Source organism: Albidovulum sediminis (genome assembly GCF_025380365.1).
GTDB lineage: Bacteria > Pseudomonadota > Alphaproteobacteria > Rhodobacterales > Rhodobacteraceae > Albidovulum > Albidovulum sediminis.
The window spans coordinates 632,157-654,128 of sequence record NZ_JAOCQF010000002.1 but is presented as its reverse complement, the minus strand read 5'-3'; the positions used below and the strand labels follow the sequence as shown (position 1 = coordinate 654,128).

General features: G+C 65.5%; 23 protein-coding genes. 12 read left to right on the top strand and 11 right to left on the bottom strand.

What is annotated here, in order from left to right; genetic code table 11:
- Nucleotides 1-162 precede the first annotated feature (162 nt).
- The 3 genes from N5I32_RS14860 (at nucleotide 163) to N5I32_RS14850 (ending at nucleotide 2,521) form a co-directional block, all read left to right on the top strand.
- Nucleotides 163-390 carry an alkylphosphonate utilization protein gene (locus N5I32_RS14860; protein WP_304504919.1) on the top strand — a complete coding sequence of 76 codons (228 nt, stop codon included), beginning with the start codon at nucleotides 163-165 and terminating at the stop codon, nucleotides 388-390.
- A gap of 321 nt (nucleotides 391-711) precedes the next feature.
- Complete coding sequence (locus N5I32_RS14855; RefSeq protein ID WP_261496656.1) at nucleotides 712-942, top strand: hypothetical protein; 231 nt, start codon at nucleotides 712-714, stop codon at nucleotides 940-942.
- A gap of 52 nt (nucleotides 943-994) precedes the next feature.
- Nucleotides 995-2,521 carry a winged helix-turn-helix domain-containing tetratricopeptide repeat protein gene (locus N5I32_RS14850; RefSeq protein WP_261496655.1) on the top strand — a complete coding sequence of 509 codons (1,527 nt, stop codon included), beginning with the start codon at nucleotides 995-997 and terminating at the stop codon, nucleotides 2,519-2,521.
- Nucleotides 2,522-2,730: 209 nt separating this feature from the next.
- Here the strand turns inward: N5I32_RS14850 and N5I32_RS14845 are convergent, their stop codons facing one another.
- The 5 genes from N5I32_RS14845 to msuE all read right to left on the bottom strand — a co-directional run bounded on the left by N5I32_RS14845 (nucleotide 2,731) and on the right by msuE (nucleotide 7,367).
- Complete coding sequence (locus tag N5I32_RS14845; RefSeq protein ID WP_439648201.1) at nucleotides 2,731-3,504, bottom strand: ABC transporter ATP-binding protein; 774 nt, start codon at nucleotides 3,502-3,504, stop codon at nucleotides 2,731-2,733.
- Between the two features lie 17 nt (nucleotides 3,505-3,521).
- Nucleotides 3,522-4,499, bottom strand: coding sequence for an ABC transporter substrate-binding protein (locus tag N5I32_RS14840; protein ID WP_261496653.1), 978 nt, complete (start codon nucleotides 4,497-4,499; stop codon nucleotides 3,522-3,524).
- Between the two features lie 37 nt (nucleotides 4,500-4,536).
- Nucleotides 4,537-5,364 carry an ABC transporter permease gene (locus tag N5I32_RS14835; protein ID WP_261496652.1) on the bottom strand — a complete coding sequence of 276 codons (828 nt, stop codon included), beginning with the start codon at nucleotides 5,362-5,364 and terminating at the stop codon, nucleotides 4,537-4,539.
- 4 nt (nucleotides 5,365-5,368) lie between these two features.
- Complete coding sequence (locus tag N5I32_RS14830) at nucleotides 5,369-6,721, bottom strand: LLM class flavin-dependent oxidoreductase (protein WP_261496651.1); 1,353 nt, start codon at nucleotides 6,719-6,721, stop codon at nucleotides 5,369-5,371.
- Between the two features lie 82 nt (nucleotides 6,722-6,803).
- Entirely contained in the window at nucleotides 6,804-7,367 is a 564-nt protein-coding gene (msuE, locus tag N5I32_RS14825; protein ID WP_261496650.1) for an FMN reductase, read from the bottom strand.
- Nucleotides 7,368-7,722: 355 nt separating this feature from the next.
- On the opposite strand from msuE, the gene N5I32_RS14820 reads away from it, so the two are divergent.
- Genes N5I32_RS14820 through N5I32_RS14805 form a run of 4 tightly spaced genes read left to right on the top strand, consistent with a single transcriptional unit; the run spans nucleotide 7,723 to nucleotide 9,978 of the window.
- Nucleotides 7,723-8,298: an RBBP9/YdeN family alpha/beta hydrolase gene (locus tag N5I32_RS14820; RefSeq protein WP_261496649.1), complete on the top strand. Its 576-nt coding sequence runs from the start codon at nucleotides 7,723-7,725 to the stop codon at nucleotides 8,296-8,298.
- On the top strand, nucleotides 8,295-8,465 hold the full coding sequence (locus tag N5I32_RS14815) for a hypothetical protein (protein ID WP_261496648.1): 171 nt from the start codon (nucleotides 8,295-8,297) through the stop codon (nucleotides 8,463-8,465). The genes N5I32_RS14820 and N5I32_RS14815 overlap by 4 nt, the downstream gene beginning before the upstream one ends.
- On the top strand, nucleotides 8,465-8,608 hold the full coding sequence (locus N5I32_RS14810) for a hypothetical protein (RefSeq protein ID WP_261496647.1): 144 nt from the start codon (nucleotides 8,465-8,467) through the stop codon (nucleotides 8,606-8,608). Before N5I32_RS14815 ends, N5I32_RS14810 begins: the two co-directional genes overlap by 1 nt.
- Entirely contained in the window at nucleotides 8,605-9,978 is a 1,374-nt protein-coding gene (locus N5I32_RS14805) for an FAD/NAD(P)-binding protein (RefSeq protein ID WP_261496646.1), read from the top strand. Before N5I32_RS14810 ends, N5I32_RS14805 begins: the two co-directional genes overlap by 4 nt.
- Nucleotides 9,979-10,219: 241 nt before the next feature.
- Here the strand turns inward: N5I32_RS14805 and N5I32_RS14800 are convergent, their stop codons facing one another.
- Nucleotides 10,220-10,705: an ester cyclase gene (locus tag N5I32_RS14800; RefSeq protein WP_261496645.1), complete on the bottom strand. Its 486-nt coding sequence runs from the start codon at nucleotides 10,703-10,705 to the stop codon at nucleotides 10,220-10,222.
- 226 nt (nucleotides 10,706-10,931) lie between these two features.
- On the bottom strand, nucleotides 10,932-11,837 hold the full coding sequence (locus tag N5I32_RS14795) for a LysR family transcriptional regulator (RefSeq protein WP_261496644.1): 906 nt from the start codon (nucleotides 11,835-11,837) through the stop codon (nucleotides 10,932-10,934).
- Between the two features lie 235 nt (nucleotides 11,838-12,072).
- On the opposite strand from N5I32_RS14795, the gene N5I32_RS14790 reads away from it, so the two are divergent.
- From N5I32_RS14790 to N5I32_RS14770, 5 genes are read left to right on the top strand one after another with little or no spacing between them, the layout of a single operon-like run.
- Nucleotides 12,073-12,498 (top strand): DoxX family protein, encoded by a 426-nt coding sequence (locus N5I32_RS14790; RefSeq protein WP_261496643.1) that lies wholly within the window; start codon nucleotides 12,073-12,075, stop codon nucleotides 12,496-12,498.
- Between the two features lie 22 nt (nucleotides 12,499-12,520).
- Nucleotides 12,521-13,456, top strand: coding sequence for a VOC family protein (locus N5I32_RS14785; protein ID WP_261496642.1), 936 nt, complete (start codon nucleotides 12,521-12,523; stop codon nucleotides 13,454-13,456).
- Nucleotides 13,453-14,097, top strand: a complete 645-nt coding sequence (locus N5I32_RS14780) for a protein-methionine-sulfoxide reductase heme-binding subunit MsrQ (protein ID WP_261496641.1) — start codon at nucleotides 13,453-13,455, stop codon at nucleotides 14,095-14,097. Before N5I32_RS14785 ends, N5I32_RS14780 begins: the two co-directional genes overlap by 4 nt.
- A gap of 22 nt (nucleotides 14,098-14,119) precedes the next feature.
- Nucleotides 14,120-14,449 (top strand): cytochrome b family protein, encoded by a 330-nt coding sequence (locus N5I32_RS14775; protein WP_261496640.1) that lies wholly within the window; start codon nucleotides 14,120-14,122, stop codon nucleotides 14,447-14,449.
- A 9-nt stretch (nucleotides 14,450-14,458) separates the two neighbouring features.
- Nucleotides 14,459-15,427 (top strand): IS5 family transposase, encoded by a 969-nt coding sequence (locus N5I32_RS14770; RefSeq protein WP_261496639.1) that lies wholly within the window; start codon nucleotides 14,459-14,461, stop codon nucleotides 15,425-15,427.
- A gap of 305 nt (nucleotides 15,428-15,732) precedes the next feature.
- Here the strand turns inward: N5I32_RS14770 and N5I32_RS14765 are convergent, their stop codons facing one another.
- From N5I32_RS14765 to N5I32_RS14750, 4 genes are all read right to left on the bottom strand, one after another.
- On the bottom strand, nucleotides 15,733-17,385 hold the full coding sequence (locus N5I32_RS14765; RefSeq protein ID WP_261496638.1) for an OFA family MFS transporter: 1,653 nt from the start codon (nucleotides 17,383-17,385) through the stop codon (nucleotides 15,733-15,735).
- 222 nt (nucleotides 17,386-17,607) lie between these two features.
- On the bottom strand, nucleotides 17,608-19,536 hold the full coding sequence (locus tag N5I32_RS14760; protein WP_261496637.1) for a sensor histidine kinase: 1,929 nt from the start codon (nucleotides 19,534-19,536) through the stop codon (nucleotides 17,608-17,610).
- The gene (locus tag N5I32_RS14755; protein ID WP_261496636.1) at nucleotides 19,529-20,908 is read right to left on the bottom strand and encodes a sigma-54-dependent transcriptional regulator; all 1,380 of its coding nucleotides are present in this window, start codon (nucleotides 20,906-20,908) and stop codon (nucleotides 19,529-19,531) included. The genes N5I32_RS14760 and N5I32_RS14755 overlap by 8 nt, the downstream gene beginning before the upstream one ends.
- 171 nt (nucleotides 20,909-21,079) lie before the next feature.
- Nucleotides 21,080-21,967 carry a branched-chain amino acid ABC transporter permease gene (locus tag N5I32_RS14750; RefSeq protein ID WP_261496635.1) on the bottom strand — a complete coding sequence of 296 codons (888 nt, stop codon included), beginning with the start codon at nucleotides 21,965-21,967 and terminating at the stop codon, nucleotides 21,080-21,082.
- Nucleotides 21,968-21,972 lie beyond the last annotated feature (5 nt).

Genomic DNA, 21,972 nt, shown 5'->3' with positions numbered 1-21,972 from the left:
GGGTGCGCACGCGAAGGGTCGCGCCTCTCGTGGGGCTTAAGCTGCGCCCCGCCGCCAAGCGCCCTATCCGTCATCGATCCTGCCGTCATAGGTGCGCACATGACCTGGACCCTGCCGCCGTGCCCCGAATGTCGCTGAGCCAACACCGAAGAGGCGGATTCCCTGCTTGCCTGCCCGGAATGCGGGCACGAATGGTCGCCCGAGGCGGGCGCCAAGGTGCGCGACGGCCTGGGCAATCTGCTCGCGGACGGTGACACTGTCGCCGTGATCAAGGATCTGAAGATCAAGGGCTCCTCCAGCGTGATCAAGGTCGGCACCATCCGCCTGATCGCCGGCGACGACGAAATCTACTGCAAGCTCCCCGGTTTCGGGGAGATCAGCCTCAAGTAGCAGTTCGGGAAGAAGGTCGCGGACTGACGAGAGGGCGAAGCCGGTGGACACCGACGTTCGCCACGTTTCGTCAATCGGAGGCGCACGCTGACTGTAATTCGCGTCGCGCAAAACGACCGCGACGGAAGCTGACGATGCTATCTGCAGTGACGACCGGTCGGTGCAAACAAGCCGGCCGGACAGCGTCGGACCCTGTCATTTCCTAGAGATTCACGGAAACTTCAGACCGATTTCGTCGAGCTTTCCGGACTTGCGCCTTTCCGGCGTTCATGTTTGCGGGCACCGGTGGACAGCCGGTCATCAGCCAGAAGGATCCGCACGATGACAACGGTCTCGCTTCTCAGCTTCTCCCTTTCGCTGCGCCTGCCGCGAATTCCGGGCCGTGCCACCATCCGCACGATCCTCATGCAGCGCAGAGATGAAGCCGCCCTGCAAAGCGCGGTCGAACGGATGGCCAGTATTTCACCCCATCTCCTGGACGACATTGGCCTTGGCATGGCGGCAGGCCTGCCGGATCCGCCGTCGGCACCGATACAGTTTGGCCGCACTTGACGGGCACCTGCAATTCAGGAAACCTGACCGAGATCCGAATACATGGGCGGGCATGACCGGGGCGCAGCTGGCGGGCCGGATGGAGCTGGGGGGATCAACCCTCGACCTTGATGCCGGGACGCTGAATCGAGACGGCAGGATCATCGACATCAGGGCGAAGTCTTTCGCCCTGCTTTGCTATATGGCGCAGCATGCCGGAAGGGTCCTGACCAAAGCCGAGCTGATCGAGGCGGTCTGGCCGGACGTGATCGTGACCGATGACTCCCTGACGCAGGCGGTGCGGGACATTCGTCTCGCCCTTGGAGTGCAGGACGGCCGTCTACTTCGCACCGTGGCACGTCGGGGTTACATGCTGGAACTGACGCCGGTTCGGCCGGACCGGCAGGACACCGGGGCACACGCGCCACGGATTGCTGTGCTGCCGACGACCGGCGTTGTGACAGAAACCGACTGGCTGCCGTTTGTTGAGGTGCTGTCCGAGGAAATCGCCGACGGTCTGACACGGTTTCGTGACGTGACTGTGCTTTCACCCCGGGTGATCGCCACAGCCGACACCGCAGAGCGAGACCTGCCCGCCATCGTTCGGCAGACCCGGGCTGATTATCTTGTTGAAGGATCTGTGCAAGCTCTATCGGGGGGATTGCGCCTTTCGGTCAAGCTTGTTCGGGCCGAAGACGGGGCGCTGGTCTGGGTCGAACGCTTCAACTGCGACGCGTGCGCGCTGCTGACACAGCAAGACATCGTTCGCCGCATCGTCCGCACCCTCTCGCTGTCGCTAGAACTTGGTGAACGCGCCCGAACTGCTTCATGGCCAACCGAAAACCTGACGGCCTATGATCAGGTGATCCGCGGTCGCGCACTGATGCGTCACGGCGACCCCAGCACCTATGCTACGGCACGTGATCATTTTGAACGAGCGGTTGCCGAGAATCCCGGCTTCGGACTGGCCTATTCCTTCCTTGCCTGGGCCGAAATCGCCTCCGATGGCTTTGGCCTCGCGTCAGCTGCCACAAGGACGCGGGCAAAGGCGCTGGCGCAGAAGGGTGTCGAACTTGCCCCCGGTGAAGCACGAGCGCTTTCGCTACTGGGTTACGTGCAAAGTTATCTGGGCGACTATATCTCCGCCGAAGCCAACATTCGCCGTGCCCTTGCCCTTAATCCGTCGAGCGTCGACACGGTGACGGACATGGTCGTCCTTCTGCTAAGTCGCGGCCGACCGCAAGAGGCACTTGACTGGCTGTCGCAGGTGGAGAACTCGGGGCCGCTGCCGGTTGGGCACGAGGACATCCTGCGTTTCGAGGCACTGTTCATGCTTGGTCGCTATGACGAAGCTGCCCGGTCGCTGTCGCGCGTCCCGCATCCGGACCTGCGCCAGCGGGTCTGGATGGCAGCGCTTGCTGCCGAACTGGGCCGACCTGAAGAGGTTCGTCGACACCTCGACGCGGTGGCCGAGGCTGAACCTGACTGGGACCATCTTGCGCGAGCCGAACAGTCATATGCCTATGAACACGCGGCGGATCGCTCGCATATGCTCGACTCGATCCGCAAGGCACTTGCCCTTTGGCGCGGTGACGCCTGAAGTGGCTGGCGGCTGTTTCTGGACACCGCGTGCGATCTGGTCGGAGGAGGGGACAGCAGCGTCCGCTTTCAAGCCGCAGTCGGAAACGTTTTCAAGATTATCGCCGGCCATTCGGCCTCCTTGCCGATCCGAGTAAGATCCACGTCCGAGATGCGCATGCCTTACACTTGGGTCAACAGGGGCGGGGAGCGGGCTTTCGCCCAAACCCCTCAATGCAGCCCGAACTCCGCCATAAGTCGGCGCCGCAGGGCGACGAAGACCGGGGCACTGCGGTCCCTCGGGCGTGGCAGGTCAAGATCGATCAGCCGGGTAGGAGTGCCGCTGTCCTTCGACATGACCAGCACGCGGTCGGCAAGATAGATCGCCTCTTCCAGATCGTGGGTGACGAGGATCATGGTCACGCCTTCCTCGCGCCAGATGCGGGAGAGTTCTTCCTGCATCGTCAGCTTCGTCATCGCGTCCAGCGCGCCGAGCGGTTCGTCGAGAAGCAGGATCTCCGGCTGCACGGTCAGCGCCCGCGCGATACCCACGCGCTGCGCCATGCCGCCCGAAAGCTGACACGGATAGGCCTCCTCGAAGCCGCCCAGACCGACGAGGCGGATGTAGTGCCTCGCCTTCTCGGCAGCCTTGATGCGGTCGGTTCCGCGCACCTCCAGCCCGAAGGCCACGTTCTGCGTCACGGTCAGCCAAGGCAGCAGGCGGGGTTCCTGAAAGATAACCGCACGCTGGTTGCCGATCCCGTGGACCGGCGCGCCGTCGATCAGCACATCGCCGCGATCGGGGTCCTCCAGCCCCGCCAGCACACGCAAAAGCGTGGTCTTGCCGCAGCCCGAGGGGCCGACGATGGCGATGGCCTCGCCGCCGCGCACCTGAAGGTCGATCCCGCGCAGCACGTCCAGCCTGCGCCCGTTCAGGGTAAAGGATTTGAAGAGGTCACGGATCGTGACCTCTCCGGCGGCGGGGCGGGTGATGGGCTCTGTCAAAACCATCCCCTGCCCCGTCAGTTCGTTGCCGGGCTGTCGCCCGTCACGTAAAGGATGTCCTTGGCGACCAGCTTACCCTTCTCGACGCTACCTTCACGCTCCAGCACGTCGATCCAGAACTGCACGTCACGTTCGACCGCAAGCCCGCCCTCGCGCACGCCGTAGCCCGCGAAGAACTTGGAGACCTCGGGGTTCTCGCCCCGTTCGGCCAGCACCCTGGCGAAAATCTCGCGCGTCTTCTCGGGGTTCTCGCGGGCGAAATCCAGCGCCTTGACCGACCCGTCGACAAAGGCTTTCGCCTCTTCGGGGTGCGCCTCGATCCAGTCGCGGCGCAGGACGACAAAGCCGCCAGCGATCTCGCCGATGATGTCGGTGTCGTCAAAGACCGCCCGCAGACCGCCCGCCTGACGCGCCGCCCCCTCGAACGTCGTCTGCCAGTAGCCGAAGGCCGAGACGTCCACCTGCTTGGACCGCAGCACCTGCTCCAGTTGCGGCCCCGGCACGACGACGAGGCTGGCCGAGTCCTGCGGCAGGCCCTTCTGGTGCAGCGCCTCGCGCACCACGTAATCCAGATGCGCGCCGAGCGTATTCGCCGCGATGGTCTTGCCCTTCAGATCCTCGATCGTCTTGATGGGGCTGTCTTCCAGCACGTAGAAGATCGACTGCGCTTCGTCATTGATCCCGTTCGACGGATAGGCCGCGACGAAGTCGTTGCCCGCCGCGATGGAGTTCAGCACAGCCGCCGTGGCCGCCGAGCCCAGCTCCACGCTGCCACCGGCCAGTGCCACCAGTGACGCCGGGCCGCCCGTCGCATAGCCCACGTTTTCAAGGGTGATGCCTGTGCCGTCGAAATAGCCCAGCTCGGCGGCGAGTTCGTGGGCGTTCAGGCCTCCCTGGCTGGCGAGGTAGCGGATCGTCACCTCGGCGCTGGCCGCCGTGGCGAAGGAGAGGCCCAAAGCAGTCGTCAGGGCGAGAGAGCGGAAAGAGAAGGTCATTTTTCGTTTCCTTGTAGGTTGAGGAGGTTGGGAGTGATCAGTTCGCTTCGGCCCAGCGGCACAGACGGCGCTGCAGCGTAACGAGGGTGAAGTTCGCGGCGAGGCCGAGAAGCGCGAGCAGGAATATCGCCGCGAACATGAGGGGAATCTGGAAGTTGTATTGCGCGTTCATCACCTGGAAACCGAGGCCCCGGTTGGCCCCGATCATCTCGGCCGCGATCAGAAGAAGCAGCGCGGTGGTCGCCGACAGGCGCAGGCCCACGAAGATCGACGGGACCGAGGCAGGCAGGACCACGCGGCGGAACACCGTGCCGCGCGTCGCGCCATAGGTGCGCGCCATCTCGATCAGCTTGCGGTCCACTTCCTTCACGCCGCCGATGGTGGCGAGAAGGACCGGGAACAGCGTCGCCCAGAAGATCACGAAGACCTTGGACGCCTCCCCCAGTCCCAGAAGCAGGATGAACACGGGATAAAGTGCGAGGGCCGAGGTCTGGCGGAAGAATTGCAGGATCGGGTCCAGCGCGTGTTCCACCGCCCGGATCTGCCCCATGAAGAGGCCAAGCGGGATGCCGAGGACCACGGCGGCGGCGAAGGCGAGGCCGGAGCGTTGCAGGCTGATGGCGATGTCGTCGATCAGCGCGCCGGATGCCAGCCCGTCCCAGAGCGCGGCGAAAATCAGGTCCAGCGGCGGAAAGACCGTGGCATTCAGCCAGCCTTGTGTGCTGCCCACCTGCCACAGGATCAGGAAGCCGGCCAGCAGCCCGTATCTGGCAAATCCTGAGCGTCCGGCCTGCGCAAGCCGTGCCGCCACCACTCGGGCGGGCGGGGCGGAAAGGGCGGGGGTTTCAAGCGTCTCAAGCGTCATGGCGTCACTCCGCGGCATGCGACGCACTGCGGGACAGCGCGTGGCGGTTGGTCGGTAACGGCAGGCCGAGGTTTTCGCGCAGGGTCCGCCCTTCGTATGCGGTCCGGAACAGCCCGCGCCGCTGCAGTTCGGGGATCACGAGGTCGACGAAATCCGTCAGCCCCGTGGGCAGCCACGGCGGCAGGATGTTGAAGCCGTCCGCCGCCTCGTTCTCGAACCACTCTTGCAGCGTATCCACGATGCTCTCGGGCGTGCCGACGATGGTGAAATGGCCCCGCGCCGAGGCGACCCACTGGTAAAGCTGGCGGATGGTGAAGTTGTTCTCGTCCGCGATCTGGCGGATCAGCGCCTGCCGCGACTTCATCCCTTCGGTGGGCGGCGCGGGCGGCAGGGGACCGTCAAGATCGTAGCCCTTCAGGTCCAGCGTCCCCCCGGTCAGCCCGTTCAGAAGCGAGATGCCGTCCTCGGGCAGGATCAGGCTGGTCAGGCGGTCGTATTTTTCGCGCGCCTCGTCCAGCGTCCGGCCCACGAAGGGCGACACGCCAGGCATCACGAGGATATGCGACGGATCACGCCCCAGCCCACGTGCGCGGGCCTTGATGTCGCGGTAGAACTCCTGCGCCGTGTCCAGCCGCTGATGCGCGGTGAAGATCACCTCGGCCGTCGCCGCAGCCAGACCACGCCCGTCCTCGGACTGGCCTGCCTGCACGATCACCGGATGCCCCTGCGGCGAACGGGACACGTTGAGCGGCCCCTTCACCCTGAAATGCTCGCCCCGGTGGTCGGTCAGGTGCAGCTTGCCTTCGTGGAAGAACCTCCCCGACTTCTTGTCGCGCAGGAAGGCGTCATCCTCGAAACTGTCCCACAGCTTCTTTACCACATCAACATGTTCCGCGGCGCGGCGGTAGCGGTGTGCATGGGGGTGCTGCTGGTCGAGGTTGAAGTTGTGCGCCGCCGCTTCCGTCGCGGTCGTCACGACGTTCCAGCCCGCGCGTCCGTCGCTGATCAGGTCGAGCGAGGCGAATTTTCTGGCAAGGTTGTAAGGCTCCTCATAGGTGGTGGAGGCTGTGGCGATGAAGCCAATGTTCTTCGTCAGCGGCGAAAGGGCCGAAAACAGTGTCACGGGTTCGAAGCCTGCAACCTTGGCATTGCCACCCTCCATCCCGCCGCCGAAGGACACGGCCAGACCGTCGGCAAGGAAATAGGCATCGAACAGCCCCCGCTCCGCCTCTCGTGCAAGCTGCACATGGAAGGCAAAGCTGGTCGCCCCGTCTGAGGGGCTGTCGGGGTGCCGCCACGCGGCGACATGCTGGCCACCACCGGGAAGGAAGGCACCAAGGCGGATCTTGCGGGTCATGTGTCAGGTCCTTTCGTCAGGCAAAGGGAGATCGTTCGCCGCCCGACGGGGCGACGCTGTTTGTCAGGGAAGCCGCGGTTGATCAGGCGCTCAGGACGAACACCTCGGGCTGGGTGCGGCGGGTAAAGTGGGGTGAGAACTGGTCCACCGCCCGTCCGAGCCTGTCCTCCAGCACGGGCGAAGCGGGCTGGCCGTTGCTGAAGTCGCGGTCAGAGGCATAGACGGCGGTCGGCAAGGTCTGCGCCTCGAAAAAGCCGAACAGCGGGCGCAACTGGTGTTCGATGACCAGCGCGTGCCGGTCCCCGCCGCCCGACGCCGCCAGCAGGACAGGCTTGCCCGCCAGCGCCTGAGGCTCGACCAGATCGAGCAGATGCTTGAACAACCCCGTGTAGCTGCCCTTGTAGACAGGACTTGCGACAACAAGCGCATCAGCGCCGAGGATCACGTCGAGTGCCGAGCGGGCTGTCGGGGCCAGATCGTCCACCCGCCGCGCCGTGCCGAGCGAGGGGCCGAAGTCGGCAAGGTCGAACACCGCCCCCACCGCCTCGAACCGGCTGACAGCGGTGGCGACGGCGGACTGGACCAGCGCGTGGGTCTTGGACGGGCGATCGAGGTTTCCGGAAAGTCCGATGATGGTGCGGGTCATGGTCAGGTCGCCTTATGTCGATTCGTTTGGTCGTGATTGGATCATGCGCCCGAATCCGCCCTCCGGCCATTCCAAATACCTGAAGGAAAACAGCAAGAAACACTCGGGCACCCTGTCGGCGGGGAAGGATCGTTCCCCCGCCCTTCCCTCGCGCGCGTAGGGTAGCGGCGGGTCCTGCGGGTGCCCGCTTCCGCCCGTCCGCAGCGCCGCATCGACCCGCTGCCGGCACGCACCCGTGCGGCGATTCTGCTGGCCGGACGGATCGCACGACAGGGCTTTTCTCTTTCGCGCCCCATCTTTGGAACGATAATCACGACAAACATGGTAGTCTTTTATGGCAACGAAGGAGTCGCCCATGCCCAAGACGCTCATCCTGCCCGGATTTGACGGCTCGCCTGCCCCGCATTGGCAGCACTGGTGGGCCGCGACCGACCCGAACGCGCTGATTGTCGAACAGATCGACTGGTCCCGCCCAACGCCCGAGGCATGGGAGACCGAGGTCGCTGGCGCGATCCTGAACCATCCTGGCTGCATCCTCGTGGGCCACAGCCTTGGCGCGATCCTCGCCGCCCGCATCCTGACGCGCTGGCCGCAGCTAAAGATCTCCGCCGCGCTGCTGGTCGCGCCGGCCGATCCCGCGGTCAGCCGCAGGCTCGCGGCATTCGCGGGCACCCCCGACCAACCGCTCGGCGTGCCCGCAACGGTCGTCGCCAGCCGCAACGACCCGTGGATGTCCTTCAGCCAGAGTGCGGCGCTTGCCGATGCATGGCGGGCGGATCTCGTCGATCTAGGCTTCGCGGGTCACATCAACCTGGCCAACGGATATGGTCCCTGGCCTGCCGCGCTGACGCTGCGAGACGATCTGGCTATGTGCGCGGGCGCGCCGGCCACGCGCGCAGGCAGGACCGCGGAACAGAGGGCCATCGCATGACGCAGACGATCCGCAGCGCACAGCGCACCAGCTATCCCGCCCTGATGGCCTTCGGCATCGTCTATCTGGCCACACTGGCCGTCGTCTTCGGATCGGACAGCCTGCGCGCCGTTCCGGCAGGCGGGGTCGAGGCTGCATCGGTCGCGCTTCGGGACGGAGGCCTGTGATGTTCGGCTGCATCGATCCGGCGATGGCCGTGTTCATGGCCGAAACGCCGTCCTGCACGGCCAAGGGGCGCGATGTCGTGGAATGGGTGGCCTTTGCCGCTGCCTCGTTTCTGGCCGCTACCAGCCTTCTGGTCACGGGATGAAGGATACCGCCAACCCGGACGCCTCCTCCGTCCAAGGGCAGGATCGCCCCGGCCCCCATGTGTTAATCGTGGGGGGCGGGGCGAGCGGTGTGCTGGCCGCCGCACATATCCTTCGCGGCGATCCCGCCGTCCGCGTGACGCTGGTGGAACCGCGGGAGAGGATCGGGCTGGGCCTTGCCTATTCGACGCCCGACCGGAACCACCTGCTGAACGTCCGCGCCGCCAACATGAGCGCCTTTCCCGACGATCCGAACCACTTTCTGTCATGGCTTGCGGCTCAGGGCCTGCCCAGCCTGCCGGACCGTTTCGTCAGCCGGAGCGTTTATGGCAGATACCTTGCGGACCTGCTTTCCATCTGGGCGTCGGCCCGCCCTGCCCGCTTCCGCCGCGCGCATGGCATATGCACGGAGCTGGGCGAAGGGCCGCAGGGCATCGTGGCCCAGTTCGATGATGGCACGGTTCAACTTGCCGACTACGCAATCCTCGCCACGGGGCACAGTCTGCCTGTGCCACCAAGCGACAGTGCCGTCCTGCCGGCATGGGACCCGATCCCCGACCTTGCGCCGGATGCCTCCGTCCTGATCCTCGGCACGGGCCTGACGATGGTGGATCAGGTCCTGACGCTTCTGGATGCGGGTTTCGATGGGCCGATCACAGCCATCTCGCGCCGCGGTCTTCTACCCCGCGCGCACCGCCCTTCCGTGCCGCTGAAGATCGGCCCGCAGGACATTCCCTTTGCCGCACCCGTCAGCACGCTCTGCGGCTGGCTGCGCGCCCTGGCGCGGAAAGCCGAACAGCAGGGCGGCACCTGGCGTGACGCTATGGATGCCGTGCGGCCCTATGTCCGGCGCATCTGGCGCAGCCTGCCACCTGTGGAACGCGCCCGCTTCCTGCGGCATGGCCAGAGATGGTGGGATATCCATCGCCACCGGATGCCACCGGAGTCCGAAGCGCGCATCCTTGCCGCCATGGCGGACGGGCACCTCACGCTCATGAAGGGCGAGGTCCGCGAGGTCGTGGCCACATCCGGCCGCATCACCGCGCGCTACCGACCGTTTCGGGACAGCATCGAGGTCGTTCTGAAGGCCACCTTGGCCATCGACGCGCGTGGCCTGCGCGGACGACCCACGGATTCACCCCTGCTTGCACGCCTGCTCGACAAGGGGATCGCGCGCATGGACCCTCTGTGTATCGGTCTCGACATCGCCCAAGACGGCTCTGTCATCCGCGCCGACGGCACCCCTTCGTCCCGACTATCGGCGATCGGCCCGGTCAGTCGCGCCGCCTTCTGGGAAATCACGGCCGTTCCGGATATCCGCGAACAGGCCGCGTCGCTGGCCGAGCGCATCGTCATGGGCCGCATGGCCTGACGGCTCGACCGATGTTGCGGCAGGTCGGCTCTTTGCTGAACCGACCGGCCGCTAAGGGCCGGAAGCGGCCGCGGGCTCAAAGGGCGGGAAGCGGACGCTCGACATCCCGGGCTGCCTTAGGGACCTGAGATCAGAGATGACCAGATCATCGTCCTTGCGCAGTACTAAATCTGACTTCGGACAAGGCAACGCGGCCCGGAGCTTTCGCTCCGGGCCGTGGCTTGACGTCCAGTCTGTCGGATTACGGTTCGAACGCGCCCATCTGGAAGAGGCCGCCGAGCCAATCTTCAAGGTGCCAGGTCGTCTGGACCATGCCCTGATCGTTGAACTCGTGGATGTCGATGGTCATAATCGTGAAGGGGCGACCCTTGGCCGGAAAGCCCGCGAAGGGGCCGATCTGGGTGGCGGTGTATGTCGAGCGGACGGCGACCTTATTGCCTTCCTGGACGATGTCCTCGATCACAAGCTTGCCGTCGGCGAAGGTGGCGGCAAAGCCCGGGATCATCTGCTTGAAGCCTTCGCGGCCAGGACCCTGGCCCGGGTTGACCGGGATATTCACCCAGTCCTCGGCGATGATCTGGTCCAGAAGGGCCGGGTCGTTCGTGTTGAAGGTTTCGTAGAAGATGCGAATCCGCTCCTTGTAGTCGTCCTGGGCCATTGCGGCCCCGGCGAACAGCGACAAGGCGGCGGTGGCAAGGGCTAGGGTGGCGCGGCGGGTGATGGACAAGGTGGTCTCCTTCCTTGGGTTGAGCTCTGCCGATAGGTGCCGCGCCTTTCGCGCGGCCCGGCGGGCCGTTCTCTTGGGTTTCGGGTTCGGATCGGGACCGCTGTCCTTCGGTTGTCCCGCGGTCCGATGAGAGGAAGCTAGACCTTTACTCCCGGGTGATCATCCGGCGGGTTGTTGATCCTGACTTTCCTGCGGTTAGATGATCGCGCCGATGTCAGGGCGCCTGTCACAGTGCACCCAGCGGGCCACCAAAGCCTTCCGGGCCGGCGAGGAAGTCCAGGAAGCTGCGGGTCTTGGCGGGCAGATAACTGCGGTCGGGGTAGATGGCCGAGAGGGCGACCGTGGGTGCGGGCAGGTCGGGCAGCAGGCGTTCGAGTCGCCCCTCGTCCAGATGGGCGCGGGCGACCATGTGGGGCATGATGGCGATGCCCATGCCTTCGAGTGCCGCCTGGAACAGCACGGTTTCATTTGCGCTTTGCAGGACGGGGGTCATCCGCACCTCGGGCGCGTTCGGGCCGAGGCCCAGGCGGACGCGGCCCCCGGCGCTGACCGGGCTGTAGGCGAGGAAGGGTGCGCCGGTCAGATCCTCGATCCGCCCTGGGCGGCCGATGCAGTCGAGCAGGGCAGGAGTCGCCACCATGCGGAAGGTGATGTCGATGAGCCGCCGGGCGATCAGCCCCTCGTCCAGCGCGGGGCTCACGCGCAGCGCGAGGTCATAGCCGTCCTCGACCAGGTTCACCTGCCGCCCGCTGAAGTCGAGGTCGAACATGACCTCCGGATACCGCGCGCGATAGGCAGCCAGCACGCGGACAACGCCGGGTTCGGCCAGCCAGACCGGCAGGGACATCTTCAGCGTCCCGCGCGGGTCGATCGTCGATTGCGCCAGACGCGCCCCTGCCTCGTCCAGCCCCTCCAGCAGCGGGCGCACGGCGGCAAGGTAGAGTGCCCCCGCCTCGGTCAGGCTAACCCTGCGGCTGGTGCGGTTCAGCAGCCGCGCGCCGACCTCGGCCTCGATGTGCTGGACATGCTTGCTGGTCATCGCGGCCGAGAGGTTCAAGCGGTCGGCAACGGCGGCGAAGCTTTTCGCCTCGGCCACGGCGGCAAAGACCCGCAGGCTCAGCAGGCTGTCCATGGTTTCCTCCTGCCGAACCGGCCAGGCAGACTGGCCCGGGTCACTTTCCCTGCAGGCAACCTAATGGCGCCGCGCTTTCCGATCAATGCGGAATGCCCGGGACAGCGGCAAGGATCATCAGCTGTCAGCAAAGACAGCCTTCACCCGCGCGCCAATGATTGGCGCCGGAGGACCGGGTATCTCTGGGCACACATCTCACCGGGCCCCATGCGCCCAAAAGCCAGAAGGACAAACCATGACCATGACATCGACCGCCCCTGCCACCCCCAGCCGCGGCTGGCACATCGGCCTCTGTGCCGCGCAGATCGCCCTTGCGGGCCTTTACCTGATGGGCGCCTGGTTCCACTTCCTGCCCCCGGAAGAAGCCGCCAAGATGGGCGCGGTCTGGATGACCGAAGTGCCGATCGCGCTGCCCCGCTTCATCGGCGTGGTGGAGGTGCTGGGCGCCCTCGGCCTGATCCTGCCCGCGGCGACCCGGATCATGCCGCATCTGACAGTCTGGGCCGCCGCAGGCCTTCTGGCGATCCAGGCGCTGGCCATCCCTTTCCACGCCATCCGGGTCGAGTTCGAACCGCTGCCCTTCAACCTGATCTACGTGGCGCTGGCGGTTCTGGTGCTCTGGGGCCGGGCCCGCAAGGCCCCCATCGCGCCCCGCGCCTGATCCTTGCGAGCAGGAGGCCGACATGGACACGCCAGCCCTTGCCCTTGCCCGGCAACGCGCAGCCGACAATCTTCCCGAACGGCTGACCTGGGGCCCGCTGACCCTGTCGGTCACCAACCTTGACCGCGCCGAGGCGTTCTGGACCGAAGTCGTAGGCTTCGTCCGGCGCCCCGAGCTGGGTCCGGGCCTCGCGCTCGGCACCCCGGACCGGACGCTGGTGGTGCTTCAACCCGGTGCCACCAGCCCGGTCGCGAAGGGATATGCGGGCATGTACCACGTGGCCTTCCGTATGCCGAGCCAGGCCGAGTTCACCCGCCGGATGCAGCGGTTCATCGACCTCCGCCTCCCGTTCTCGCCGGTCGATCACCTGATGTCCAAGGCGATTTATGTCAGCGACCCCGATGGCCACGGCATAGAGATCGCTTTCGAGACGCCGGAACGCTTTGGCCGGTTCAGTTTTGACCGAGGCCTGTTCGCCATGTTCGACGTCGATGGGCGCGCCCACAGCGGACGCGAGCAGCTGGACCTGCTGGCGGAACTCGCCGGGGCCGGCGGCACCAACCCATCCCTTCCCCTGCACCGCGACGTGACGGTGGCGCATCTTCACCTGCATGTGCCCGCCCTTGACCCCTCGCTGACCTGGTTTGAGGCCCTGGGCTTTGCGCGCAACCTGACCTTTGCCGACTTCGGCATGGCCGACATGGGGACAGGGGCACCCTACACCCACCGGCTGGCGATGAACCTCTGGGCAGGACCCGCGGCGCGGCCCGCGCCTGTCGGATCGGCCCAACTTCTGTCCTATCGGCTGGAGACACCCGACACCGACACCTTCGTCGCCGCAAGGGTTCACCTGAGGGAATCTTCAGGCTCGGGCGTTCTGACCGGGACAGACCCCGCAGGCGTCACCCTGACCCTGGCCCTGCGCAACACCGAACACCGGAAGGAGAATGCAGCATGACCCTGCAAAGCCCCATTGAAACTGCTCAAACGCCGTCGCTGCTGAAAAGCCTTCTGTACCCCTATGGCCTCTGGGCGCTGTTCGCCTTGCCCGGTGTGGTGATGACCGTGGCGATCTTCACCTCGGCCACGCCTGCGGCGATGATCCACGAGATGATCCATCCCTCGGGCGAGTTCTCGGCCCGCTTCCTGATCGTCGCGATGATGGCCACGCCCCTGGCCATGCTCTTGCGCGGCTGGCGCGGGCCGCAGTGGATGAAGCGGAACCGCCGCTATCTGGGTGTCGCGGCCTTCGGCTATGCGCTCCTCCACACGATACTCTACCTGATCGACATGGCCGCGCTCGACCCGGTGCTCACGGACCTGCCGAAGTTCCACATCTGGATCGGCTGGGTTGCCTTCCTGATCTTTGTGCCCTTGGCCGTCACTTCGCATGACTGGTTCGTGCGCCGCATGGGCCGCTGGTGGAAGTGGCTGCAGCGCTGGACCTATGCAGCGGCCGTCCTGACGCTGGCCCATTGGGCCGCGCTGAACGACTGGGGCGGGGTGGCCCCCGCGCTCGTCCACTTCGGCCCGCTGGTCGCGCTGGAGGCCTACCGCGTCTGGTATTGGACCCTTCGCCCCCGCCTCACCGCTGCCTGACCCCCAACATGGAGACCCCATCATGTCCGACACCCCCGCCACCTACCGCCCCGCCCAGATCTGGCTGCACTGGATCGCCGTGATCGGGGTCATCCTGCAGATCGGCTTCAACAGCGCCATCGTCGCCGTCGTCGATGCGCGTGAGGCCGGCCAGGCCCCCGCCGATGCCGACATGGCTTGGGCCATGTTCCATGTCAGCATCGGCTTCGTGATCCTCTTGGCCGTGATTGCCCGCCTTGTCCTCCGCTTCCGCCATGGCGTGCCCGGCCATGCCCCCGGTACCTCGGCGGCACAGGGCGTTGTTGCAGAACTCTGGCCTTTGAGGATTCACATCGTGCATCCATGCGGTTAGAGGGACCGCATGAGCAAGCCACTCCCTGCCCGCTACCGCGCAACGAACTGGTCCAGCTACACGGCCTCTCTGCGCAAGCGAGGATCACTGCTGATCTGGCTGGACAAGGACATGACCTGGTTTGCGCCGCATGACGGCAGCCCCGGTCGGCCTGCGGTGTTTTCCGACGCAGCGATCCAGTTCTGCCTGTCGATCAAGGTCCTGTTCAAGCTGCCGCTCCGGCAAACGACCGGAATGGTGGCCAGCCTGCTGAAGATGGCGGACCTGGACTGGGCGGTGCCTGACTACTCCACCTTGTGCCGACGCCAGAAGACGCTGGCCGTCCAGATCCCGTATCGTCGCGCCGATGGCCCCCTGAACCTGCTGGTGGACATCGAGCCGGTGAGTGCCACCGGTTCGAGCGAACCGGCGAGGGGCATCAAGTTCCTCGGTGATGGCGAATGGCAGGCACGCAAGCACGGCGTTCAGGGCCGACGCCAATGGCGCAAGGTCCATCTGGCCATGGACACCGCCACGTCTGACATTCGAGCGGTGGAGTTTACCTCCAGCAGCGACGGCGACAGTCCGGTCTTGCCAGACCTGCTGGACCAGATCCCAAAGGGCGAAGACATCGGCACGGTGACCGCCGACGGAGCCTATGATACGCGCCGCTGTCACACCGCCATCATTGACCGCGAGGCCACGGCGATCATTCCGATCCGCAAGAACGGCCGGCCCTGGAGAGAGGACTGCCCGGCCGCGATCGCCCGAAACGAAACCCTGCGCGCCACTCGATACTACGGCCGGGCGTTCTGGAAACGCTGGACCGGATACCATGTCCGAAGCCGGATCGAAGCAAAGATGCGGTGCCTGAAGGCCTTCGGCGAACGCATCGCCGCAAGAGACCCGGACCGCCAGACCGCCGAAATCCAGATCCGCATCGCACTAATGAACCGCTTCTCGGCTCTCGGAATGGCCGAAATCGTTCGCGCAAGCTGATGCCGTAGGGGAAAGGGGATATCGTGACGCACGCGTGAGTTACGCAACAACGCCGGTGCCCAACCATGCGCAGTGAGAGAATGCCCCGCCAGCGGCTCTCCTACGGGCTTCTGAGATCTGCCTTCGCACTATCTACGTGTTCCGCAAGCAAGGAACCGGCTGGCCACGCGGAAGCAACGACCCCGGCGAAGCAGGGGTGACATATCGAAACGCCGCGCAATCAGGTGATGATTTGCGCAGCCCCTCGCAAGTGACCGGACCTGGAATGAGACGCGCGCCGCCTCGGAGGCGCGCGTCATGCCGGTTCAGAACAGCGCCGCTGTCTTGACAAGGGTGAACCAGGCCCCCCACAGAACCGGGATCCCGACCACAGCCCAGGCGGCAAGCGCGGGCAGGTCGAACCGGCCCTTGTCGATGCCGAAGGATCCATGCCGGATCTTCGCCTCGTCGCTGGCCGATTTCGCCTGTAGCGAGGCGACCTCCTCGGGCGACATGAACCATTTGTCAGCCAGCGGGCGGACGAAGGCGTTTGCGATCAGGCCGACCACCAGCATTCCGCAGAGGACGTAGATCGTCGCCGCGTAGGCATCGGCGCCGGACAGGCCGCGATCGACCTGATACTGCCGGATATAGTTCACGACCACCGGCCCAAGGATGCCTGCCGTGGCCCAGGCGGTGAGCAACCGGCCATGGATGGCACCTACGAACTGTGTGCCGAAGATGTCGGCCAGATAGGCCGGCACGGTCGCGAAGCCACCCCCGTACATCGACAGGATGATGCAGAAGGCCGCCACGAAGATGATCTGGTTGCCCGAGTAGGCGAAAGTCGGGGCCGAGGCGTAAAGCGCGATCCCGAGAAGGAAGAAGATATAATAGGTGTTCTTGCGTCCCAACTTGTCAGAGATCGAGGCCCAGAAGAAGCGGCCCATGATGTTGAAGAGCGAAAGCAGGCTGGTGAAACCCGCAGCGATCGCGGCGATCTGGAGCTTCTGGTCGGCGTCCAGATCGGCGAAGGCGACGCCCGGCAGCCCGATCAGGTTCCCCGCGAAGATCTCCTGAAGCATCGGAGAGGCCGCCCCGATCACGCCGATCCCGGCCGAGACGTTCATGCACAGCACGATCCAGATCATCCAGAAGGACATGGTCTTGTGGGCGTTCTTCAGGTGGACGTGGTGTTCGGTGATCATCGCCTTCCTGGTCTTGGCGGGCGGCGTCCAGCCTTCCGGCTGCCAGCCCGCGGGCGGAATGCGATAGCCGAAGGCCCCGCCCATCATGAAGACCAGGTAGATGACCGCCATGGCGAGGAAGGTTTCCCAGACCCCCACGGTCGTGTCGGTGCGGAAATGCTCCATCAGCTTCTGTGCAAGGGGCGAACCGACCATGGCGCCGCCGCCAAAGCCCATGATCGCCATGCCGGTAGCCATGCCGCGCCGGTCGGGAAACCATTTGATCAGTGTGGAGACGGGCGAGATGTAGCCCAGTCCCAGGCCGACGCCGCCGATGACGCCGGCGCCCAGCCACATCAGCCAGAGCTGGTGGGTCATCACGCCGACCGCCGCCACCGAGATACCGCCCGACCAGCAGAGCGCCGAGACGAACCCGGCCTTGCGCGGGCCGACCCGCTCCAGCCAGCCACCCCATACCGCCGCCGAACAGCCCAGCAGCACGAAGAACAGCGTGTATATCCAGCCGAGATCGGCAATGCGCCAGTTGCACTCGGTGGTGAAGAGCGCGGTCATCAGGCCCATGCTCTTGCAGGCGTCGGTCGCCTCGCCCGGGATGACGCTGGTCAGCGGCAGCCAGAAGACCGAGAAGCCATAGGCCATGCCGATGCAAAGATGGATGGCCAGCGCCGCAGGCGGCACGAGCCAGCGGTTGAAGCCCGGTTTCGCGACGATCCTTTCCCGGTCCAGCAGACCAGTGCCGCCGTCGGTGATCCCTTCGGTGATTGCAGTCATTTTCTCTCTCCCTCGGCCCTTGCGGCCGGCTATCGGGTGGCGCGCCTCTCCACAGGTTTCCACCTGCTCCTCCGAAAGGACGCGACAGTTTCCCGATCAGGGTGAATGCGCAGATCGTGCCAGTTCCGCGCGACGATATATCGCATTAGAATCAATTTCTTATAAGCGAGATCCGGAAAGATCCGGCCAGTCTGTCCGGAAAGGCCGGACAGACTGGCCGGCCTAGACGGCTTCCGGCAGCCAGATGACGAAGGCAGAGCCGTGACCCGGCGCGCTTTCGACGTCGATAGTGCCGCCCTGACGATCCACGAGCGTGCGGCAGATCGAAAGGCCGAGACCGGTTCCGCCGTTTGGCCCGCGGGTCGTGAAGAATGGGTCAAAGATGCGGGAGATGGTGTCTTCGTCCATCCCGACGCCAGTGTCGCGCACGCTCAGGCGCACCCCCGGAACATCCGATTGGTCCACGTCTTCCGCCGTGACCGTGATACACCCGCCATCCGGCATCGCGTGGGTCGCATTCGCGATGAGATTGATGATGACCTGCTGAAACTCGGTTCGGTTCATGGTGACCTGACGGCTTGTCTTTCCCCCGAGTTCAAGCGTGACCCGCGCCTGCTTCAGCAGGTGGCGGACAAGGGGCAGGCAATCCGCGACGGCCTCCATCGGATGCAGGCGTGTCGTCCAGCCCGCATATTCCTCCGGGCGCGCGAACTGAAGCAGACGGTTCACGATCGAGGAAATGCGGTGGACCTGTTCGTCCATCAGACTGAATTCGGTCGCCACTTCGGACATGCGGTCCGCCATGACTTCGCGCAGGACATCGAGATTGCCCTGGATGACGGCGACCGGATTGTTGATTTCATGCGCGGCGGCGGCCGTGATCTCGCCCACCGTGGCCAGCTTTTCCGACAGGATCAGCTTGCGGGTCGTCGCCTCCACGCGGGCATTCAGCTCCTCGTTCCAGCGGCGGAGTTCCCGGTCGCGCACCTGCAACTGATCCAGAAGATGGTCCAGATGCTGTGCGACCCTCACGACCTCGTTCCGGCTGCCGGTCACGCCGGTGCGCGCGCCAAGATCGCCGGCTTCCACCGCGGCCATCGTATCGGTCACCTTTTCGAGCGGCTGGAACACGCTGCGCGCCCATCGCAGGAAGACCGGAACGGTCAGGACGGTCACCGCCAGGAAGGCCAGCCCCACAAGCCAGAGCGTGACCCGCTTTGCCTGAGCGAAAGGTGCCTCCAGAAAGCCGACATAGAGCATCCCGACCCGGTTTCCCATGCGGTCCGCTATGGGCTCATAGGCCGATATGTACCAGTCATTCACGACAAAGGCCCGGTCCAGCCAGGTCTCGCCCTTGTCGAGCACGCGCGCACGAACGGCCGCCGAGACGCGTGTTCCAAGGGCGCGGCGCCCTTCGAACAGGCGGACATTCGTCGAGATGCGGACATCGTCCAGAAACAGCGTCGCGGTGCCCTGGCTTCCATCCGGCAGACTGCCGGCGCGGTAGACCAGGTCATTGATCGTGTCGATGAACACGAGATTCTGGTTCAGCAGCAGACCTCCGCCCAGCACGCCGGGACTGCCGTCAGGCAGGGTCACCGGAATGAAGGTCTGCACCACCATTCCGCGGTCCTCCGCCGCGCGGTCAGTCGGGACGGCGTTCGCCGTCGGCACCAGGTCAAGTCGCGCGCGCTGCGCGAGGTCGGGCGACAGCGCGGCAAGTTCCGCGTTGGACAGGATCTCGATCGAGGTCCCCATGAAGGCCGGACTCGGTCCTGCGGGGGCGCCCGTGGCCGGGCTGATCGACAGGACGCGCCCCCCTGTGCCCAGAAGATAGAGATAATCCAGGCCGAGTTCCCGCCTCCAGGTCTCCATCGCCTCGGCACTCTTTCCTCGGGTCGCGAAATCGACCGATTCCGCCAGGGCCCTGACCCTGTCATCGGTGGTTTCGAGGATGCGTTCGAGGTACTGGCGCGCAACGGTAAGGTCGCTGTTCACCTTGGTGATCAGCAGGTCGTCGAACTTGCCCGACCAGCGGATGATGGTCGCGCCAAGAAGCAGCGGCAGGATCACCAGGGTCGGCAGCAGGGCGATGGCCAGCAGCCGATGGCGCACCGAGCGCCCCGGCCCGAGGCGACCGGGATCAGCCATTCCAGTCTGCCAGGCGCCGATCGATCGTCTTGCGCGAAATCCCGAGACGCCGCCCCGCGGCATCACGGTCGCCATTCTCCGCGGCGATCGCAGACAGGATCGCGCGGCGCTCGAGCTCGGCCAGCGTTTCGCCCGCCCGATCCAGGGCCAGCGGCGGCGTCATGTCCGCGGGGAATCGCCCAAGGATAAGCGCCCGCTCTATGGTGTTGCGAAGTTCCCGCACATTTCCGGGCCAGTCGTATGCGGCAAATCCGGCCTCGATTTCGGGGGTCAACGCCATCGGCGGCATGCCCATCTGCTGTGCGAGCTTCGACATGAACAGCCGGGCCAGTTCCTGAACATCGTCGCCGCGCTGCGACAGCGGAGGCATGTGGATCGCGAGGATGTTGATGCGATAAAGAAGATCGGCGCGGAAGCGGCCTTCTGCCACCGCGCGGTCGAGATCGGAATTGGTGGCGAAAAGCAGCCGCACGTCCACGGCGACTTCGCGTTCCGACCCGAGCGGACGGACGCGGCGATCCTCCAGCACCCGCAGGAGCTTGGCTTGGACGGCAAGCGGCAGTTCCCCGATTTCGTCCAGGAACAGCGTGCCGCCACGGGCATGCAGGAACAGCCCTTCGCGGTTCTGGTGGGCGCCGGTGAAGGCCCCTCTCAAATGGCCGAACAACTCGGTCTCGACCATGTCCGCCGGGATGGCCGCGCAGTTCACCGGCACGAAAGGCCGTTCGGCGCGATCGGACAGGTCATGGATCATCCGGGCGGCAACCTCCTTTCCTGTTCCGGATTGGCCCGTCAGCAGGACGGTCGACGGAAGAGGAGCGACACGCGCGATGGTCTGGCGCACGGCCTCGATCGCCGGCGAGCTGCCGATCAGCCGATCGCGCAGAAGGATGTGGTCCGAATTGGACCTCAGTTCGTGGCGCAGGACGTGGTTCTCGCGCTCCAGCCGCACACGTTCCAGGCAGCGCGCCACCGCGTTCAGGATCTGGTTCGAACGGAAGGGCTTCAGCAGGAAGTCCGACGCCCCGGCCTTGAGCGCCTGGATGGCCGTCTCGAGGTCGGCGAAGGCGGTGATCAGGATGGCAGGGGGAAACAGGCCCGACGCCCGCTGTTCCGCCAGCCATTCGACGCCCAGCTTTCCCTGCATGCGGTTGTCGACGATGATCAGATCGAAATGCCGCGTCTCCATCAGCGTCATCGCGGCATCACTGTCCGGGGCCACCTCGACCGCCTTGCACCGATTCTCCAGCGTGCGCGACAGGAAGTGGCGCATGCCCGCCTCATCGTCGACGATCAGGATGCTCGCCTGCGCAAGCGCATCGCCAAAATCCCGGTTCTGCCCTGTCGCGAGCGGCCGAGTAGCGGCGTCCATTGTCCAATCCCCCGAAGCACGGCCAGGCCTGCCGTCCATTGCGGCGCAGATTTGCATCCCAACAACGGCCACGCAAGCGTGACGGAGCGGAACGGGCCCGCTCAATGCCAAGGGCGGGATGCGACCGCCGCGACCTGCCGCAGCCGGGCGGCGCGCGGCGGCAGGAACCTGTCACAACTTGACCGGTGTCTTGCGCGCGAGCAGGCCCTGCGGGCGGAACAACAGGACCGCGATCACCAGAAGAATGGCGAAGGCATCGCGGTAGGGCAGCAGGCTTTCGGGCAGATAGGCCTGGAGAATGACCTCGATGAAACCCAGAAGAAAGCCGCCGGCGACAGCACCCGACAGGCTGCCCAGGCCGCCGATGATCGCCGCTATGAAGGCTTTCAGCACCGGCAGCGCCCCCATCAGCGGGTCCACGCTGCCGCGCTGCGCGACCCAGAGCAGACCCGCCACCCCGGCCAGCAATCCCGAGATCGCGAACGCGGTGGCCACAACCGAATTGGCGCGCAGGCCCATCAGGCGCAGCACGGCGAAATCCTCGGCGGCGGCGCGCATCGCCCGGCCGGCCATCGTGCGGTGCAGAAACAGGTTCAGCCCCAGAAGCATGACCAGCGTGACGATGATGGAGATCAGCTGGATCATGCCCAGATGCAGCGGACCGATGGTCAGGACGCCCGAAAGCGAGGCCGGGATCGACACCGGGATCGGGCGGGCCGAGATCAGGTTCTGGAACAGCACGCGCAGGATCGCGCTGACAGCAAAGCTGGTCAGCAGCAGCGTCGTGCCCGATGCCCCCCGCACCGGGCGGAATGCGATACGCTCCATCAGAAGGGCCGCAACCACCGCGACCGCAAGCCCGGCCATCACCGCAAGCGGGAAGGGCAGGCCCCAGATCAGCGCAAAGCAGATCGCGTAGCCGGTGACGGTCATCAGTTCGCCATGCGCGAAGTTGATCAGGCCGATGATCGAGAACACCACCGCCAGCCCCAGCGCCAGAAGCGCGTAGGTTCCGCCAAGGCTGAGAGCGTTCAGAAGCTGCTGCAGGAAGATGTCCATGGCGA